Origin of the sequence: Roseburia sp. AF20-18LB, from assembly GCF_003461185.1 — a bacterium.
GTDB lineage: Bacteria > Bacillota > Clostridia > Lachnospirales > Lachnospiraceae > Roseburia_C > Roseburia_C amylophila.
The window spans coordinates 31,509-50,698 of record NZ_QTWP01000002.1; the positions used below are offsets into that span (position 1 = coordinate 31,509).

General features: G+C 44.4%; 13 protein-coding genes. 2 read left to right on the forward strand and 11 right to left on the reverse strand.

Going from position 1 to position 19,190, the window contains the following annotated elements:
• Positions 1-7 precede the first annotated feature (7 nt).
• The 9 genes from DWX65_RS04945 to DWX65_RS04990 all read right to left on the reverse strand — a co-directional run bounded on the left by DWX65_RS04945 (position 8) and on the right by DWX65_RS04990 (position 16,188).
• Complete coding sequence (locus DWX65_RS04945) at positions 8-1,069, reverse strand: DUF3991 and TOPRIM domain-containing protein (RefSeq protein ID WP_055169968.1); 1,062 nt, start codon at positions 1,067-1,069, stop codon at positions 8-10.
• Positions 1,059-8,543 carry a DUF6908 domain-containing protein gene (locus DWX65_RS04950; RefSeq protein ID WP_242997813.1) on the reverse strand — a complete coding sequence of 2,495 codons (7,485 nt, stop codon included), beginning with the start codon at positions 8,541-8,543 and terminating at the stop codon, positions 1,059-1,061. The genes DWX65_RS04945 and DWX65_RS04950 overlap by 11 nt, the downstream gene beginning before the upstream one ends.
• Entirely contained in the window at positions 8,536-9,591 is a 1,056-nt protein-coding gene (locus DWX65_RS04960; protein WP_118172953.1) for a ParB N-terminal domain-containing protein, read from the reverse strand. The genes DWX65_RS04950 and DWX65_RS04960 overlap by 8 nt, the downstream gene beginning before the upstream one ends.
• Positions 9,545-10,369 (reverse strand): ParA family protein, encoded by an 825-nt coding sequence (locus tag DWX65_RS04965; protein ID WP_118172954.1) that lies wholly within the window; start codon positions 10,367-10,369, stop codon positions 9,545-9,547. Before DWX65_RS04965 ends, DWX65_RS04960 begins: the two co-directional genes overlap by 47 nt.
• 345 nt (positions 10,370-10,714) lie before the next feature.
• A complete protein-coding gene (locus DWX65_RS04970) occupies positions 10,715-10,939 on the reverse strand; it encodes a hypothetical protein (RefSeq protein ID WP_118172955.1) in 225 nt (74 codons plus the stop codon).
• 77 nt (positions 10,940-11,016) lie between these two features.
• Positions 11,017-13,611 (reverse strand): ATP-dependent chaperone ClpB, encoded by a 2,595-nt coding sequence (gene clpB / locus DWX65_RS04975; RefSeq protein WP_022243920.1) that lies wholly within the window; start codon positions 13,609-13,611, stop codon positions 11,017-11,019.
• Between the two features lie 147 nt (positions 13,612-13,758).
• Positions 13,759-15,339, reverse strand: coding sequence for a spermidine synthase (locus DWX65_RS04980; protein ID WP_242997814.1), 1,581 nt, complete (start codon positions 15,337-15,339; stop codon positions 13,759-13,761).
• A gap of 11 nt (positions 15,340-15,350) precedes the next feature.
• Positions 15,351-15,662, reverse strand: a complete 312-nt coding sequence (locus tag DWX65_RS04985) for a hypothetical protein (protein WP_117697545.1) — start codon at positions 15,660-15,662, stop codon at positions 15,351-15,353.
• Positions 15,637-16,188: a metallophosphoesterase gene (locus DWX65_RS04990; RefSeq protein WP_158564699.1), complete on the reverse strand. Its 552-nt coding sequence runs from the start codon at positions 16,186-16,188 to the stop codon at positions 15,637-15,639. The genes DWX65_RS04985 and DWX65_RS04990 overlap by 26 nt, the downstream gene beginning before the upstream one ends.
• Before the next feature lie 50 nt (positions 16,189-16,238).
• Between DWX65_RS04990 and DWX65_RS15135 the strand changes: the two genes are divergently transcribed.
• Positions 16,239-16,802 (forward strand): helix-turn-helix domain-containing protein, encoded by a 564-nt coding sequence (locus tag DWX65_RS15135; RefSeq protein WP_242997815.1) that lies wholly within the window; start codon positions 16,239-16,241, stop codon positions 16,800-16,802.
• On the forward strand, positions 16,733-17,620 hold the full coding sequence (locus tag DWX65_RS05000; protein ID WP_199535032.1) for an IS3 family transposase: 888 nt from the start codon (positions 16,733-16,735) through the stop codon (positions 17,618-17,620). The genes DWX65_RS15135 and DWX65_RS05000 overlap by 70 nt, the downstream gene beginning before the upstream one ends.
• Here the strand turns inward: DWX65_RS05000 and DWX65_RS05005 are convergent.
• On the reverse strand, positions 17,612-17,935 hold the full coding sequence (locus DWX65_RS05005; protein ID WP_118172957.1) for a hypothetical protein: 324 nt from the start codon (positions 17,933-17,935) through the stop codon (positions 17,612-17,614). The genes DWX65_RS05000 and DWX65_RS05005 overlap by 9 nt on opposite strands.
• 59 nt (positions 17,936-17,994) lie before the next feature.
• On the reverse strand, positions 17,995-19,044 hold the full coding sequence (locus DWX65_RS05010) for a threonine aldolase family protein (protein WP_118172958.1): 1,050 nt from the start codon (positions 19,042-19,044) through the stop codon (positions 17,995-17,997).
• Positions 19,045-19,190: the final 146 nt, after the last annotated feature.

The following is a 19,190-nucleotide window of genomic DNA, read 5'->3' on the forward strand; positions in this document are numbered from 1 at the left end:
TCTTTCTTCACCTTCCCAGCCCCTCCTCATCTTCCTCGTCTTCCGTCATGCTCTGCTGTTGTCTAGGCTGTTCATAAAGAGAAGTCAACACTTTGTTGAAATCTTTCTCTGTGGGTGTCTGTATGGCGACCTTATACCCTAATGACTGATAATGCTTCTTCGCTTCTCCTGCCCTTACCTGACCGTGATTGTGAGGTGTACCGTCTGCAAGTTTCCCATCCACATCATTGTCATAGCAGAACACGATTTCATTGACCTTGGGATGCTCCTCTAAGAACCGCTTCAGTGCCCTGTCTGACAGGCAGCCTTCCGATATCCGGTAGTCCTTTCTCCAGTCATATCCCCGCAGCTTATAAAGCGTGGCATGGCTCATGGCATCAATAGGTGCCTCAAACTCATAGACACGGTTGCTTTTTCCCTCCATGAGAAAACCATAGGTCTTATCCGAGTTCTCCATATCCTGCCGGAAACTGCTGCCTGCACTGGGACCACGCAGGGCGCAGTATCTTGGTGTCCCCTTGCTGTCATACCCGACAAACGCACAATTCCGGCGCACTTTGCCACCTATTTCCTGTCTTGACTGATATACTTTTGCCTGTTTCATCATGGTCTGCACAATTTCCGGATCAATCTTTCTTGTCTTTGTCAGGTACGCAAATACTCGGCGGTCGTCCGTGTCCCTGGGCGGTAATACCATCGTTCCCCTTTCTGCCTTTTCCTGCGGTGAAACTACATGGGCGGTCCGTTCATAAGCCCTGCACCCCAGTATCTGTTCCATAGCCTCCCTCTTTTTCAGTCCCAGATAATTCATTGCAAATTCAACAATGTCACCGCCCCGTTCTTCCGTAAATGAATAATAGCCACGGCCATGCTTGAACAGGTACAATCCCCCGTTGTGCTTCACATGAACCGTGGCCTTATCACTTTTCTCAATCTCAAAACCATTCCTTACCGCAAAATCTATAATATTCGTATTATAAATCTGCCGCATCTGTTCTTCCGTAAAGGGCATTGGTCTGCCCCTCTGCTGTACCTGCAACTGCTTTTCTCCTTTCCATCTACCGCTCATTTTCCATATCTTCCCCATCAAATCTATTCATCTGCTTCAAATTATCTGCACTGATGACAGTATATCCCATTTCTTCTGTATGTTCCTCTTCTTTCGTGTATTCCGCATCTTCTCCGTATGCCTTATATAAGGTAAATCCCTGTTCCTTGATATTCGCCATCCATTGGTCGAAAAATCCCATCAGATCCTCCATCTGCTTCTCGGTTCTGTCCCCGGTTTCGTAATAGATGCCCATGTTATCCTGCGTGTAAGATAAGGCATAGATACAACGCTGCGTATCGTCCAGCATGAACGTAATCTCCGGATCACGCATCCTGTCCCCATTCTGTGTATAATAGTGTGCAATACTGTACTCATTCTCTCCGATGGTTTCAAGCACAAGGTCATCAAAGCCGTCCTGTTTGAATTTCATGTAAGTATATGTACCCTCAAATAACTCCGGTGCCAGCTTACGCAGTTTCCGGTAGATACTGTTTCCATGGCTTTTTCCCGCTTTTTCCATTCCTTCCTCGTCTGCATCCGCAAATTCCAGTTCCAGATTAAGGGATACCTGTTCTTTCAGAAACTCCGACAGCTTTTCTTCCTCAGAAAAGGGGCGCTCCGCCTGCACTTTCGCCGCTTCAAACTGTTCTTTCAGTTCTCCCAATTTCCTCTCCTCATCTTTCAGATACTGCGGTATCTTCTCTGCAAGATTCTCAAGCCTTGTGATATTTCCCAGTGCAGATTCACCGGCATCCACCTGATAACTGCCTTCCCCTTTCAGGCAGAGAAGTACATCCTGAAATGCTCCTCTTTTCAGCATTACCTGTAAACCGGCGTAGGTCCCGGCTGATACGGTGTCTCCTGCCTCATGCCCCAGATTTGCCATCTGCATCTTCAGATATTCACCCGCCTTTGTCCGCTCGTCAAACAGCCTGTGATTTAAGGTAATAGAAAACTCCTGCGGCACCTCTTTCTGATACAGCTCTGCATCGGCTTTTCTATGTTCTATCCTTTCTGTACATTTCTTAATTTCCTGAGGATAATAGACCGTAATCTTGTTCTGCAAGTCCGTATGCTCACTTTTCCAAGCCGATTTCAGTGTCTGCAGGCGATAGACCTCATTATCCACCTCCATTTTCCTCTTAATCTTAGGATCCGATACAGCAAGAGCCTTGAACTCGGCATACTGAAGCACTACCTCGTCCACATCCTCACAGCTCCTAAGCGCACTCCGGCCAGTCATGATCTGGCTGATATACCGCTGCTTTTGTTCCAGTATCTGCCAAAGGTAAGCATCAAAGGTCTGCTCCGTGATGTAATTAAAGATAGATATCTCATCATTTTCATTTCCCTGCCGCAGGATGCGCCCGTTACGCTGCGTCAGATCAGCCGGCCGCCATGGTGCATCTAGATTGTGCAATGCTATCAATTTATCCTGCACATTCAATCCTGTTCCCATCTTCTCCGTGCTTCCCAGCAGTACACGGACAATTCCGTTCCGTACCTTTTCCAGCAGTTCTGCCCGTTTTGTGTCCGTATTGGCGTCATGTATGAAAGCTATCTCTTTTTCCTCCACTCCAAGCCGCACCATCTCCTGTCTGAGTGCCTGATAGAAGTTAAATCTGCCGTCCGCCTTCGGTGTTCCCTTATCGCAGAAAATGAGCTGTGTGGAATGCTGCTCCTCAGTGTCATGGTAGATTTCTGCCACACCTCTGGCACAGGCATTGAGTTTGGTGTCAGGATCGTTATCCAGCGTTTCATCCAGAATACGGGGATCCACGGAAAGCAGCCTTGCCTCGTTTGTCAGCTTTAAGAAATTATCCTGACTGCTGTCTACCTCCTTATTACGGATTGCTTCTGCCCTTTCCACCAGTTCCTCCATGATGGCTTTCTGATCCGGCGTGATGGCAGTCTTTACTACCTGCATTTTTCCCGTTTTTAGTTTCGGAACCGGCAGGTCCAGCATATCCGCTGTCTTGATGTCTGCCACTAAAAACAGCATGGACATCAGTTCCGGCAGATTGTGGAACTTGGCAAATCTTGCTTTCATCTGGTATCCGGAGCCTTCTGGTTTGATTTCCAGCGATGATTCCACCTTGCCGAAGGTGCTTGCCCAGGAGTCAAACATAAGCAGTCCCCTGCGCTTTAATTCGGAAGGCTGCAAGGTCTTTTGCATAACATAGAGTTCCGACATGGAATTAGATACCGGTGTGCCGGTGAGATACACCACGCCATGTTCATTCGTGATTTCATTGATATACTGGCATTTCATGTGCATATCCATGGCACGCTGGCTGCTCTGTCCTCCCACGCCCGCCACTCTCTGCATCTTGGTATAGCTGTAATTATTCTTATATGCATGGGCCTCATCCACAAACAGGTTATCCACGCCCAGTTCCTCAAAGGAAATCGTTCCGTCTTTCTTCCCTGCATTATAGAGCCTGTCAAAACGGTCCTGTAAATTATGCCTGAATATCTCCATCTGTTTTAAGGACCATGTTTTCCCGGAAAGCATCTTCATTTCGTCTATCTTCTTTGTGATTTCATCAATCTCCTCCTGCATGGCGGCTAACTGCCTCTCCCTTGAAAGAGCGATCAGTTCAAAGGAACTGTGTCCCATGATGATACAGTCATAATCCCCTGTGGCGATACGGCTTACAAACCGTCTCCGGCGCGGCTTTTCAAAATCTTTGTTCGTTGCAACTAAAATATTGGCATTAGGATAAAGCCGCATAAACTCTGTCGCCCACTGTTCTAAGGTATGGTTCGGTACTGCAATCAACGGCTTGTTACATACTCCCAGCCGTTTTCTCTCATAGGCAATAGCACAGGCTGTCATGGTCTTACCGGCTCCTACCTCATGCGCCACCAGAAGATTCCCGTCACTGTAAATACCCATGGCTACCGTGTCACGCTGGTGTTTTCGCAGAGTAATGGAATCATTCATATCCGGCAGCATCAGGTCATCCCCGTTGTAGGTTCTGGGACGGATGTTGTTAAAGCGGTCATTGTAAAGCTGGGTTAATGCAGCCCCTCTCTCCGGTTCTGCAAACAGCCATGACTCAAACTCCATTTTGATCTGTGCCTGCTTCTCCCTTGCAAGCAGGGTTTCCCGCTTGTTCAGCACATACCGCACCTTTTCTTCCCCAGTCTCCGGATCCTCATACTCCTGCCTGTCACGGACTTCCACCGTTTTCAGGTTCAGGGTATATTCCATAATCTCGTAGGCATTCAGTCGTTCTGTCCCGTAGGTTTTATTTGCGGCAATGGAATCTCTCTCAGCCCTCTTTTCAGTAATGAAATAGGTTCCTGTATATTCCGCAAACTCAATATGGATATTGCTGTCCCTGTTATGCTTGCTCGTTGCAAACTTCTCATACATAAAATCCTGATAATATTTCACCGGTATCCATGTAGAGCCAAGCACGAAACTGATGTCCTCCGGCTTTAACGGTTCCGGCTGTACCTTCTTTAGTGCCTCCACGTTCCGCCCAAACCACTCCGGGTACTCCTCTTCCGCCAGGACAGCCTGCGCCAGTTTATCCTTTACGTAGCCGCTTAAATATTCCTCTGCAAGCACCCAGCCGGACGTGGCATCTCCTTGCTGCCACTTTGCCGGATCCTGATATACACGTTCCCCCAGTTCCTCCAGAATATCCTCCTTGCTACATATCTGCCCGTCCTTACGGTACAGATACTGCATATAATCAAGGTCAAACTTCCCTTTTGCATTCATGGTAATGCGCAGGGCTTCCTCCACATTGTCTGCTGTTTTTGGCATACTCTTTGGACGGATTGTGGCCTTATGGAATACTGCTGTCTTTTTGTACTCGCCTTTTACCTTTTTCCCATGCTCGTCCTTTACTTCTTCCTCAATGGAACGTAAAAGCGGAGAATCTGCATCCTTGGAAAATGCCATGACATTCCCCTGCAAATTGAGATACCCATATTTTTTTATATAACTGTCATACTCCCGGTTCAGACGGTCTAATAATTCTTTCAGTCTCTTTTCATACTCCATGGTGGGCAATTCCCACCCCAGTTCAGGATCGCCGTGAAGCTGGAAGTCCATCAGTTCCCGCAGGGCATCACGGATGTGGAGCATCCCGTCTACCCTCTCTGCCTTTTTCCCTGTCAGCTCCTGACGGTACATCCGGGAATCTTCCCGGTAATAGAAAGCATCCCCCACCTTGGTATAACTGTAATTCTTCACATCCGGCGTTGCTGGAAGCCACTCTTTGATAACCGTGTCTTTGTCCTCCGATAGTTCACTTGCCGGTTCCTCATACTGCCCATGGAGCCTGCCTACTGCTTCCTCCAGCAGTTCACTTAAAGTTTTATCCGGGTATGGCTTGCATGTTACAAAATCATGGCTTCCATACATACCGGTTTCCTGTGCCATGGTTCCCAGCACCATCTCCGGGTGATCTATGAAATAACTGTTGTAGGGGATTCCGTTCTCGTCTTTTTCCACGGAAAGCCACGGTGTATTCCTTTCATCCGGTATGATTTCCTGCTCCCGCTTTTTCAGAAACAATATGTCCGTGGTCACTTCTGTTCCTGCCACCTGTTTGAAAGCATTTTCCGGCAGACGGATGGCACCGATCAGTTCCGCCCTCTGTGCGATATACTTCCGCACAGACTGATTCTCCTTATCCATGGTGAATTTTGTGGTAATAACTGCAAGGATGCCTCCGCTTCTTACCTTATCCAGACTTTTCGCCAGAAAATAATCGTGTATCTTGAAGTTATAACGGTCATACCGCCTGTCACTCACTTTGATATTGTGAAATGGCACATTTCCCACCACCACATCAAAGAAGCTGTCGGAAAACTCTGTGTCCTCATACCCTTTGATAAGAATGTCTGCCTGCGGATATAATTTCCTTGCAATTCCTCCAGCAATGGGTTCCAGTTCCACTCCATAGAGTCTTGACTGGTTCATACTTTCCGGCAGGGCTGAGAAAAAGTTGCCTGTCCCCAGTGCCGGATCCAGAATGTTTCCTGACCGGAAACCAAACTGGTAAAGTGCCTGATAGATAAACTCTATGACTTTCTGATCCGTATAATAAGAGGTCAGGGTTGAAGCCGATGCCGACTGCATTTCCTCCTCTGTCAGCAGCTCTGAAATCTCATCATATTCCTTTTCCCAGCCTTCCTTTCCGGGTGTCAGGGCATTGGCAAGACCGCCCCAGCCAACAAAACGGGCTAAGACGATCTGTTCCTCCGTAGTTGCAATACGGTTCTCCTGCTGTAACTGTTTCAGTAGCCTGATTGCCTCCACGTTATTGCGGAACTTTGCTTTAGGACCTCCCTCGTACAGACGATGCTCCGGCTGATAGTGATAATTCAGTGTACCGTCCCGAAAACGCTGTTCCATTTCCTTTGCCACATCCATGGCATACTTCTCATTTGCCTGCCCGATGCGACTCATGTGTTCTATCCGTTTCTTTGCTGCTTCCGAAAAATCTCCATCCTCTACGGACTGCACAACCGTCTGAGCTACTTCTCCCTCTGTGTAATTGGGTTGCAGAAGCTCTGCATTTTCAATCAGGACTACCGGCAGTCTCTCTATGACCTTATAGCCATGAAGCCCCTGTAGTTGCTCTATATCTCCCAGTTCAACCGTATGGTTATCGTCCAGATACTGAAGCACTTCAAAGATACGGTCGTCATACGCAATCCGGCTTCCCACCGGGAACGGCATATATCCGCTCTTTATTTCCTCCGGCTCTGTTTCTTCCGGCAGTATCTGGTCGCCCCCTTTCCCGTCATCCTCGTAAGGACCGGGATAAAGTTCAAACAGGCTGAGCTGTCCGTCCTCATGGTCTTTTCGGGAACCAGGCTGCATATCTTCTATTTCATCAGGAATATTGAAATCGCCAATGGCATCTTCTTCCTCATGGTATGGGATATACTCGCTGTTCTGCATCAGAAAGTCTATCACATGGGTAATCACATCCCACGAAAGCCGCACAAAGCCCTCTTCCCCGAAAAAGAAATCCGCCACATCCTTTCCCGGCATGATTCCCCGTGTTCCATCACTGCTTTTTTGCAGTCCGTAATCAAGGTAAATATCCCTGACGGCATTCCTTTTCACAACCGGAGCTGTCTCTTTTGCAAACACCTGATTGATACGGTCATACAGTTCCAAAGGAAATACGCCAGTATCGGTCAACAGGCTCTGCACTTCCTCCCAGTCCTTATGCTCCCTGATATTCTCTTTTGTCGCTGACTGCGGAATATGAAAAGAGGAACCCTCTGCGGTATGTTCCGCTTCGGATTCCTCTGATGCTTTTTCGGTATTCTTTTTTACAGGCTCCGGCTCTGCCGCTTCCTCTTTTTCTGCTATCTTAACTGGTACACTACTTCGTGCAGGATGATCTCCTCCGCCTGTCTGGTTATCATCTCCATGTGTCCGGCTCTCTCCAGCATATCCTCGGTCTTCGGCATCGGCTGTACCTCCAGAAGCTGCTGAATCAGCGTTTCTTTCTTCGCTTCTGCTTCCTTGTCCACCTTGGCTATCAGCTCGTTTATCTGTCCCAGTGCGATCAGCTCCGACAGTCTCTGCGGGTGTTTCGACTTCATGTAGTCCTTCCATCTTCTCCCGAACATCCCTGTCGGTCTTAAGTCGTACTCCTTGTTCACGGATATCTGAAGGTTCGGATACAGCATCCCGTCCTCCCCTTTCGTGTATTCCAGTTTCGCTAACGGTTCTCGGCTCATATCTCTGACTCCTTTCTTCCTTGATTTCCTCAATCTGTTTATGTATCTCTGACAATACCGGTCTTGCTATGGCGCAGGTATAATACCCAAGTCCCATGAACAATTCCAGACTTCCAAAATGGCTGATATTCTCAAATGCCCCTGTCTCCTCAAAAATCTCTGTCTTGATTCCGCATTTCTTGAAAACAATGTAAGCTGCACTGTCTGATACAAGTTTTGCAAACTCTGCCTGCACTGCCCCGGCAGGAAGTCCATACAGTACACTGTTCTCATCCTTTACCTCTACACAGGAAAGATATTTTTCAAAAAACGCATCCGCCTGCATACCGACAAGCTGGCAGAGACAGTTTTCAATACTATTCTCGTCTGTCCCAAACTGTTTATGGAAACGGTCTAATATTTCCGGCTGATACTGCCTCTCCAAAGACCAGACCGCACTCATGGCTCTCCGAAAACCCTCATAGTCGCCACGGGTATCTGCAAGGTCAAAATAATAAGCAAGCGTGGCTTTCGGATTATTCATATCCACAACGCCGATGCCTTTGGAACCGGCTTTCAAATATCTTCCGGTCTGTTTCTCCCAACCCATCTTCGTTGCAAGAAGTCCCGCATCCGGTCTCTGCACATAAATCAGCACGTTCTTGTCAAAGGACATCTTGTAGTATTTTGACACACTGGACAAAAGCCCCATCCACTCTGTCCTGTTCTGTGTCAATGCCTGTACTGACTGGCGGTACAGGTCTGCAAGATAGGTTTCTCTACCCAACCTTCTGCCCCGGATTTTCGCTGTTCTGAGCGAAATAAAACTCCAGTGCCTTTACAATCGTATCCTCGATTTCCTTTCTGCTCTGCTTCCTGTCAAAAAATCTGTTGATGACTGTCTCCTTGATTTTGATGGGTTTCGGGCTGCCACTCCTTGCAGCCTTCGTTTTTTCTCCGGTAATGATCTGCCGTAACAGTTCCTCTGTCAATTTGCCTTTCTTAGCATAGTCATGTATCAGCGTTGATTTCTTAATATCCACACCATGCCCCGCTTCTATCATTTCCGCTATTAAATATTGTTTTTCTTCCTCTTTTATGAAAGAAATGTCATAAGCTACTTCAAAAGCAATTTTCCGATTATCAAGAAGCTCCATAAGTGGAGAAATCAAAGAGGCTATGCGAAGATACTTTGCAATTTTATCTTTCCCAAGAGCGTATTCCTCGCTGACTTTTTCATTAGCATTTAACTTTTTCTGAATTTCAGAACAAGTCCCGTTTTCCCCAATTTCATGCGGGTTTACGAGTTCTTCAATCTCTTTTATCAGATCATTTCTCCGCCCCTGGCTTTTGATTGCATCATAGTGCTGTTTCAGACAGTATGCCTTTTCAGAGGGGCTTAAATCATCAAAAGAACGCTGGCGCAGATTTGTCTCTGTCGCAATCAGAATGGCATCTTCATAGGTCAGATTTTCCCTGATAATGACCGGACCTTTGGTAAGTCCGGCGATGCTTCCTGCATTCTGTCTGTTATGTCCGCTTAAAATCGTGTTCTTGCCTTCGTGCACCCATACGATAAGTGGTTCAAGGATACCAAACTCACGGATACTGTCTACCATATCCTGAAGCCGCTGTCCTGTATAAAGCTTGAACTTATGATTTGGAAGCGGCTCCATCACAGCAAAGTCCATTTCCGTGATTCCCGTTCCGCCGTTTTCCGGCTCCGGCTGACATTGTTCTTCCTTTGTCTTGAAATCAAAGAGGTCGTCCATACCGTCCAGAGAAGAATTAAGCAATGTGCTTCTTGCCGGTATTTTTGGTGTTCTGGTCGCCATTTTCCATCAACTCCTTTACAAATTTTTCATAGGCTTTCGCCGCCGGATTATCCGGTTCATACTCACAGATCGTCATACCATACTCTACAGCCTCTGGCACTTTGATAGACCGGGGAATACTGTTCGTAAAGATACGCACTTTTTCCCCAAGTGCCTGCTGTAACTGCGCTTTCACACGCTTAGATACCCTTGTCCGTTCATTATCCATGGTGATAAGGATTCCTTCGATTTCCAGTCTGGCATTTGCGTGGCTCTTGATTCTGTGGAAAGCTCTTAGAAACTCTGCCATTCCCTCTACCGCCAGCGTTTCCGACTGTACCGGAATAATCAGACTGTCACAGCATATCATCACATTTATCATGGCTGTCCCCATCTTCGGCATACCGTCAATGAGGATGTAGTCATACTGCTCCTTAATGGTGTCCACAAACTCTTTCAGCTTGTATTCTGCAAAATCAGTATCACACATCAGCTTATCAAAGTTATCCAGCTTGTTATTCGCCGGAATTAAATCTACCCCTGTCTCTGTCCTTATCATGTAGGACCCTTTATCCGGCAGTTCCTCATTCATCACGATACACTTCAAAATGTCATAAATTGTCACGGAAAGCTGCTCTGGTGCAGTCACTCCGCAAAGTTTTGTTGTGTGCCTCTGCCCGTCAAAGTCAATCAATGCTACCTTACAGCCCTCCTTAGACAGCAGATATGACATGGTTGTGGCAGTCGTGGTCTTACCTACCCCGCCCTTTCTGTTTACAATTCCTAAAACCTTGCCCATACGTTTGCTTCCTTTCTCTTGTTGAATTTGTTATTTTGGTTACATTAGATTCTCATGCAGGCAGCGAGCCAAGGTCAGGCTTGCTGTACCTTGGCGGCCACCTATGGGTAACATATTTTATATGCACTTGGATAAAAATAGGGTTAAGCACTTGCCTCCTCCCGATAGAAATTAAAGCAGAGCTAAATCAAGTATCCCATTTTCATGGAATTTAGATTTAGCCCTGCTTTGGTCATAACGACATCAGCCAATATCCCTAATATTGACAGATCCCGGCTATTCACTATAAGATTTTAATATAACAGCGCTGCCCTATCTACTCTCCTTAGAATAGCGAAAATAGGACTAAATCATAGAAACCGCTTCTTTATAGCTAATCTCTTGACTTAGTCCTATTATAACGTCATCATCAAATGTCAATGCAACCTCTTTTATTCCACTTGTTTTCTTTATATTCATGCTCTCTGCATTTACCAGATGATTGACACGGATCCGACAGGCTCCGGCGGCAATTACCAATACCGCCAGTGCCAGATTCATCCATATCAATGCTTTTCGGATTCGACTCATTTTACACCGTTACTTTTCTGCTCTCCTGACAATATATGCAGCAACTGCATTTCTTATTATGTCAGGCTTGAACCATTTCAGGCGGTCGCCGGTTTTGCGCTGGCAGTCAGTTCTCCATCGGTAAGGTCGATAAGAATGGTATCTCCCTCTCTGACTTTATCTGCAAGAATCAATTTTGCAGCCAATGTCTCCACATATTTCTGCAGGAAACGTTTCAGTGGTCTTGCACCATATACCGGGTCATAACCTTTCTCGGTAATATAATCCTCGGCAGCCTTGGTCAGTTCCACTTTCAGTTCACGGTCTGCAAGACGTTTATTCAGATCTTCCATCAGTAACTTGATAATGTTGCCGATGTTGTCTTTGGTCAGCGGCTTGAACATAATGATTTCATCCAGACGGTTTAAAAATTCCGGCCGGAAGTTACCCTTCAGTTCTTCCATGACAGCTTCTTCTGCTTCCGGACGAATCTCACCATTTTCGTCAATGCCCTCCAACAGATGCATGGAGCCTAAGTTAGAAGTCATGATAATAATGGTATTCTTAAAGTCTACGGTACGTCCCTGAGAATCGGTAATTCGTCCGTCATCCAGTACCTGAAGCAGTACATTAAAGACATCCGGATGTGCTTTTTCCACCTCATCAAAGAGGACTACGGAATACGGTTTCCGGCGGACTGCCTCCGTCAGCTGACCACCTTCATCATAGCCTACATATCCAGGAGGTGCTCCAATCAGACGGGAAACGGAATATTTCTCCATATACTCGCTCATATCGAGACGGACCATATTGGATTCATCATCGAAAAGGCAGCTTGCTAATGCTTTGGCAAGCTCTGTCTTACCTACACCGGTTGGTCCTAAGAACAGGAAAGAACCGATTGGCTTGCTCGGGTCTTTGATTCCGGCTTTGGAACGGATGATTGCTTCTGTTACCTTGGTAACGCCCTCGTCCTGTCCAATGACACGTTTATGCAGTTCTTCATCAAGGTGCAGTGTCTTATTTCGTTCGCTCTCAGTCAGTTTTGCTACCGGGATTCCGGTCCAGCGGGAGATAATCTTTGCGATTTCTTCTTCGCTGACACTTTCATGTACCAGTGATAAATCTTCACCTTTGACTTTTTCTTCTTCAATTTCCAACTGCTGCTGTAACTGCGGCAGCTTACCATATTTTAATTCTGCCGCTTTATTTAAATCATAGCTCTGCTCTGCCTGCTGGATTTCATTTTTCAGGCTTTCCAAATCCTCACGCAGCTTCTGGACTTTCTCTACGGATTTCTTTTCATTGTCCCACTGTGCCTTCTTATTCTGGAACTCACTCCGAAGCTCTGCTAACTCTTTCTGTAAGTCTGCCAGACGCTCCTGGCTCAGACGGTCATCCTCTTTTTTCAATGCAGTCTCTTCAATCTCTAACTGCATGACACGACGGTTCAGTTCGTCTAACTCGGTCGGCATGGAATCAAGCTCTGTCTTAATCAGTGCACAGGCTTCATCCACCAGGTCAATTGCCTTATCCGGTAAGAACCGGTCTGAGATATAACGGTTCGAAAGCACTGCTGCGGAAACCAGTGCACTGTCGGTAATCTTTACTCCATGGAATACTTCATACCTCTCCTTTAATCCACGCAGGATAGAAATAGTATCTTCTACCGTTGGTTCGTCTACCATAACCGGCTGGAATCTTCGTTCCAATGCGGCATCCTTTTCAATGTATTCCCGGTACTCATCCAATGTGGTAGCACCGATACAATGCAGTTCTCCACGGGCAAGCATTGGTTTTAAAAGCTGTCCGGCATCCATGGCTCCATCGGTTTTTCCTGCACCGACAATGGTATGCAGCTCATCGATAAAGAGGATAATCTGTCCTTCGGATTTCTTTACTTCATCCAATACTGCTTTCAGACGTTCCTCAAATTCACCACGGTATTTTGCTCCGGCTACCAATGCACCCATATCCAGTGCAAAGAGCTTCTTATCCTTTAATCCTTCCGGAACATCACCACGTACAATCCGTTGTGCCAGTCCCTCTACAACTGCGGTTTTACCTACACCGGGTTCGCCAATCAGTACCGGATTGTTTTTCGTCTTACGGGACAAAATACGCACTACATTCCGGATTTCTGCATCTCGTCCGATGACCGGATCCAGCTTCTGGTCTCTCGCCCTCTCTACCATATCATAACCATATTTATTTAAGGTATCATAAGTAGCTTCCGGATTATCGGAGGTCACACGCTGGTTGCCACGCACCGTAGACAGCGCCTGCAGGAAACGGTCTCTTGTAATACCATATTCCTTAAAAATTTCCTTTAATGCAGGGTTCGGATATTTTAACAAGGATAAAAACAGATGCTCTACGGAGACATAATCATCTCCCATCTGCTTTGCCTCATCCTCTGCACTAATCAATACCTTATTCAATGCCTGGCCGACATAAACCTGGCCGCCGGACACCTTGGTTCTTGCTTCCAGATGGCGGATTGCATTGTCTACAAAATGCTCCTTCTGGATTTCCATTTTCTCGATCAGTTTTAAAATCAGTCCATCTTCCTGCTGCAGTAATGCCACTAAAAGATGTTCCTGCTCGATTTCCTGATTGCCATATTCATATGCTAATTTTTCGCAATCCTGGATTGCTTCCATTGACTTCTGTGTAAATTTCTGAATGTTCATATCTTTCACCTCATTTCCCACTGTGCTATGAACGAATTCCTGTTATTTCTGTTTCCAAGCATAAATATAGCACGCATTATTAGCACTGTCAAGAGGTGAGTGCTAAAATTTTCAGACAATTTTTGTTAATTACTATTTTTCTTATATTTAAAAGGAATTCAGCAGTCCTTTCAGCCCTTCCTCTTTATAAACTCCCTTATAATATGCAACTTCATCTTTTATCATCTCATCAATCACCTGCATTCCAAGAAGTTCCACCGGTGCCTTATCATCTGTAAGAATATAATCGCCCTTTTCATAGAAAACGGTATCTGCCAATACCTCTGTCATCATTCCCTTTAACTCCTGATTTTCAAGCTTGGAAATGTTGTTAGAAAGATTCTTTAAAATTTCTCCATTGTCGGATGCAAACAGTTCCCGGTTTGTAGAGCCTGCCACATCCACAGTATATTCTGTTCCAAATACACTTCCTATGGTGTCGGAAAGATACTGGTTAATATTTCCTTCTTTCTGCCCACGCATGTTCATATTCACCACCATTACGCCATTTTCATTTAAATGCTCTTTTACCAGCGTAAAAAATTCAACGGAAGACATCTGAAACGGAATCGTAATATCCTGATAAGCATCTACCATAATGACATCGTATTTCTTATCGGATGCATTTAAAAATGCTCTTCCATCATAAGTCGTTACCGGCACATCCTCCGAAAGTGAAAAATACTGTCTGGAAAGCTTTGTAATCTTCTCATCAATTTCAACACCTTCCACATTCATATCTCCAAAATATTTCCGGCACTGGGTTGCATAAGTACCGGTTTCCATTCCAAGAATCAGCACATCCATGTCTGATATTTCTTTGTCTTTTAACATAAGCGGTGCCGCCATGGCATAATCATAATACATGCCGGTCAGTTCATCCTGCTTCATATACACAGACTGCACACCGAATAACACATTGGTGGATAAGGACACCTTGTCCTGATTTTCGTATACCTGAAGATAGTTATATACGGATTCCCCCTCATAGGTCAGATTATTTTCCCAGAATGCAAATGAGTCGGAATATCCAAACCCGCAGCACAGTGCAAATATCAGAATAGATGCAACTATTTTCTTCTTTCCGGTATGCGCATTGATAAAATATACGATGGATAATGCCAGTAAAATTCCCGCAAAGATAAGAAATGTAACGGATGTTCCTACTGCCGGAATTGTCACAAAGGTTGGGATAAAGGTTCCAATGATGCTTCCGATGGTGTTAAATGCCCCTAAGGTACCTACTGTCTTTCCGTTGTCATCTAAATTATCAACAGAATATTTTACCAGGGATGGTGTTACCGTTCCCAACAGAAACAGCGGAAATACGAAAATTACCATGCAGGCTGCAAAAGCTGCAATAATCAGGAAATTATTATTTACCGCAAAGATTAAAAGGGCTGATATTCCTATGATAATATATTTTCCCACTACCGGAATTAATGCAATCCAGATTGCGGCAATGATAATTCTTCCATACAGTTTATCCGGGTTCGGTGATTTGTCTGCCGTCCTTCCGCCATAAATATTTCCCAATGCCATGGCAATCATAATGGTTCCGATAATGATTGTCCAGACTATCTGGGAAGAACTAAAATATGGTGCAAGTAATCTGCTTGCGCCTAACTCTACTGCCATCACTGACATTCCTGCAAAAAATTCCGTCAAATACAAAAATAACTTTTTCATATACACCTCTTTTATTTTCCTTCAATATCAATCATAAGATACTCCGACTTACATCCCGTTTTAAACTTAATCGCCCAGTCGGAAATTCCTGATGTTACAATAAAATTCGTATTTTCTCTCTGCTCATATCCATAGACACGGTCATCCGGTGTCATTTTCGTAAGATTCTCAATGGTCATCAGCGGGAATAGCTGTCCACCGTGGGTATGTCCGGAAAGAACCAGATCCACATTGACATTCTGCTGCGCTGCATAATCCTGTGGCTGATGGTCTAATACAATGGAGAATTTATCCGGATCAAGGTTTGCCGTCAGTTCTTCCATTGTGGCTCTTTTTTTCTGCATATTCTTCGGATTTATCCTGTCTTCCTATTATATAGAATTTATCCGCAATCAGTTCTACCTCATCCTGCAGAACATGTACCTGATTTTTTTCTAATTCCACTATCAAATCATTTCCATCATAGCCCCGGTATTCCGGCGGATAATATCCTTTATCATGATTTCCAAAGACATAATATACACCATAAGTCGTATCAAGCTCTCCTAATGCTTTGCAGCAGGCTATCATATCTTCTTTTGTCGTATCATCATCCACAAAGTCTCCCACAATCAGAACCACATCCGGGTGCTGCTCCTCTATGGTTTTCATATGCTCGGCAAAGCCTTCCCCATGAAAAGTTGTCCCTACATGGGAATCTGCAAATACTGCCACCCGAAGGCTTCCTACTTCCTTATCCGTCTGAATCTGATAGTCCGTCTCCCATACATGATGTGCCAGATACCAGCCGCTTCCAAGATATCCTATGGTAAATACAAGTGCCACAGCTCCGGCATAATATCTTTTCAAAGATTGATATGTACCCTCTTTACTGGACAACCAGTAAGGAGGGTGTTTTTATGCGTTATAGTTATGAGTTTAAACTGATGTGTGTTGAATTGTATCATTCAGGTTCGTATCCAGATATCCCAGAGGGTGCGAATCCAGATACTCTCAAAAGACATATACGAGAATGGTCTGGATTGGTTGATTTACATGGTCCAGAAGTTTTAAAACATAAGGTGTTCAATAAAGTGTGGACACCGGAAGAAAAACTTGAACTGGTTTTAAAAGTTATTGCAGGCATACCAAGGAGGAAAGTTGCCATAGAAGCAGGTATTAACTCAGGAATGCTTTATCAATGGGTATACAAATATAAATCACAAGGATATAATGGATTAGTAGAAAGTAAAAAAGGACGTCCAACAAAGGAATCAAGAATGAAGAAGTCAACAAATCCATTACCTTTAACAGAATCAGAACGAGAAGAACTGATACGCTTGAGAACTGAAAACGAATATATCAAAGCTGAGAATGAAGTAATAAAAAAACGGATCGCCTTGAGGCAAGAAAAATGGGCTGCGCAACTCAAGGCGAAAAAGCAGCAATCATCAAAAAACTCAGAGAAAACGGATACCAATTAAAATATCTCCTTAAAGCAATGCACATGGCTAGATCTACTTACTATTTTGAGATTAGCAGAAACGATGTTATTGCCGAACGCAATCAAGAAATACTAGAAGAAATAAAAAGTGTTTTTGTTGAGAACAAGCGCAGATATGGTGTAAGACGGGTTCACCAGGAACTTATTAATCGCGGGTATCAGGTGAACCATAAAAGAGTTCAGCGTCTTATGCATGAAGCAGGTCTAGCCGGAAAAAGACCAAAGGAGAAATATCATTCTTATAAGGGTGAAGTTGGTAAGATTGCTGACAACATAATAGACAGGGATTTCAGTACAACTTTGCCTTTACAAAAATGGACCACAGATGTATCACAGTTCAATTTTGCATGGGGAAAGTGTTATATTTCTCCAGTGCTAGATATGAATACAAATGAAATCATCTCATATGATTTATCCATGAGTCCTAATCTTGAACAGATAAAAAGAATGCTGAATAAAGCATTTGAAAAATTTCCTTCAGTTGAAGGATTGATATTTCATTCAGATCAAGGCTGGCAGTATCAACATGCTTATTTTAGAAATGCTTTACAGGAACATGGCATTATACAATCCATGTCACGAAAAGGTAATTGTTATGATAATTGTATTATGGAGACGTTCTTTGGACGATTAAAAAATGAAATGTATTATGGCTATGAAAAAAACTATTCTTCTTTCGAAGAATTTTCACAAGCGGTTGAAGAATATATAGATTATTATAATAACAAAAGAATTCAGGCAAAAACAAAATGGATGCCGCCTGTACAATACAGGATAGCATCCATGTGTTCAGCCTAGTTCATAAATATGTGTCCAGGATTCTGGGTACATATCAGATCTCTTCCGGCGTTTTTTTATCAGTGCAAAAATTCCGTCACTGATAAGCCAGAATATAATCAGATGCAGAATGCATACTATAGCATTCATCGAACCCCACGCTACCCAGAGTATTACGGTGATTCCACATACCAAAACCGCACTAATTAGGATGCGCAGCCACTTTTTTCCTTTTGTTATTTTATTCAGGAAACCAAATTTTCCAATCCGGTTTATCAGATAGATGATTCCTGCAAACGCACTGAAAAACAGTACTATCATTAGTATTGCCCACATCTTTTAAATCCTCATTCCATCCTTTTTATTCATTATCTGTTTATCCGTCTATCATTCATCTACTCATTTATCTGTTTAATCAATTTTATCAGCTCATCCACGTCTTCCATTGTCGTTGCCCAACTGGTTGCAAAACGAATTACCGTATGGTTCTCATCCTTTTTCTCCCAGAAGCTGAATTCAACTTTTTGCGCAAGCTTTTCCATAAATGCATTCTCTACCACGCAAAAGACCTGATTGGTGGGAGCATCCAGATAAAGTTCGATTCCATTTTCCTTTAAGCCTTCCCGAATCTTATCTGCCGCTGCAATTGCCGGCTCTCCGATATGCTCATATAAATCATTTTCAAATAACACATCAAACTGGATGCCAAGTATCCGTCCCTTGGCAAGCAGTGCTCCATGCTGTTTTATAATGGTAAAGAAATGCGGAATAAGTCCTGGCTTCGGAAATACCACCGCCTCTCCAAACAATGCACCGCATTTTGTTCCTCCGATATAAAAGGCATCGCAGCATGCTGCAATATCTTCTAATGTCACATTATTCGCCGAACAAGCCAGTGCATAAGCCAGTCTTGCTCCATCTAAATAAAGTGGAATACCATTGCTGCGGCATACTTTACTTAATGCTTCTAATTCCTGCCGGTTATATAAGGTTCCATATTCTGTCGGCTGGGAAATGTATACCATTCCCGGCATCACCATATGAGCACGGTTGCCATCCTCTTTAAATTTATTTAAGACTTCTTCCACCTTTTCTGCGCTGATTTTTCCGTCTGTCTGCGGAATCGTCAACACCTTATGTCCACCCGCTTCAATAGCTCCTGCTTCATGGGAGCTGACATGTCCGGTCTCTGCCGCAATCACTCCCTGATAAGATGCTAACAGGGCCCCAATTACCGTGGCATTGGTCTGTGTTCCTCCCACCAGAAAATGCACCTCTGCCTCCGGTGCATTGCAGGCCTTCCGAATCTTTTCCCTTGCAGTTTCCGAATATTCATCCAGTCCGTATCCGGCACTTTTTATCAGATTTGTCTCCGCTAACTTCCTGAGAATTGCCGGATGAGCTCCCTCCATATAATCACTTGCAAACGCTAATTGTGCTGCCATTTTTCTTTTCCTCTCTCTATTCTATATTGACATAGATTCTTCTTCTATGATTTTTCCTACTTCCTCCGGTTTGATTTCCACATTTATTATACGGTTCCATCCTATCAGACGCAAATAAATTTTTCATAAAGAACTCCCGGAACATC

Bases quoted from the DNA above. Each gene is read 5' to 3' on its own strand.
- DWX65_RS04945 (WP_055169968.1), bottom strand. From the start codon at position 1,069: ATGAGCGGTAGATGGAAAGGAGAAAAGCAGTTGCAGGTACAGCAGAGG.
- DWX65_RS04960 (WP_118172953.1), bottom strand. From the start codon at position 9,591: ATGGCGACCAGAACACCAAAAATACCGGCAAGAAGCACATTGCTTAAT.
- DWX65_RS04965 (WP_118172954.1), bottom strand. From the start codon at position 10,369: ATGGGCAAGGTTTTAGGAATTGTAAACAGAAAGGGCGGGGTAGGTAAG.
- DWX65_RS04970 (WP_118172955.1), bottom strand. From the start codon at position 10,939: ATGAGTCGAATCCGAAAAGCATTGATATGGATGAATCTGGCACTGGCG.
- clpB (WP_022243920.1), bottom strand. From the start codon at position 13,611: ATGAACATTCAGAAATTTACACAGAAGTCAATGGAAGCAATCCAGGAT.
- DWX65_RS04980 (WP_242997814.1), bottom strand. From the start codon at position 15,339: ATGAAAAAGTTATTTTTGTATTTGACGGAATTTTTTGCAGGAATGTCA.
- DWX65_RS04985 (WP_117697545.1), bottom strand. From the start codon at position 15,662: ATGGAAGAACTGACGGCAAACCTTGATCCGGATAAATTCTCCATTGTA.
- DWX65_RS15135 (WP_242997815.1), top strand. From the start codon at position 16,239: ATGCGTTATAGTTATGAGTTTAAACTGATGTGTGTTGAATTGTATCAT.
- DWX65_RS05000 (WP_199535032.1), top strand. From the start codon at position 16,733: ATGGGCTGCGCAACTCAAGGCGAAAAAGCAGCAATCATCAAAAAACTC.
- DWX65_RS05005 (WP_118172957.1), bottom strand. From the start codon at position 17,935: ATGTGGGCAATACTAATGATAGTACTGTTTTTCAGTGCGTTTGCAGGA.
- DWX65_RS05010 (WP_118172958.1), bottom strand. From the start codon at position 19,044: ATGGCAGCACAATTAGCGTTTGCAAGTGATTATATGGAGGGAGCTCAT.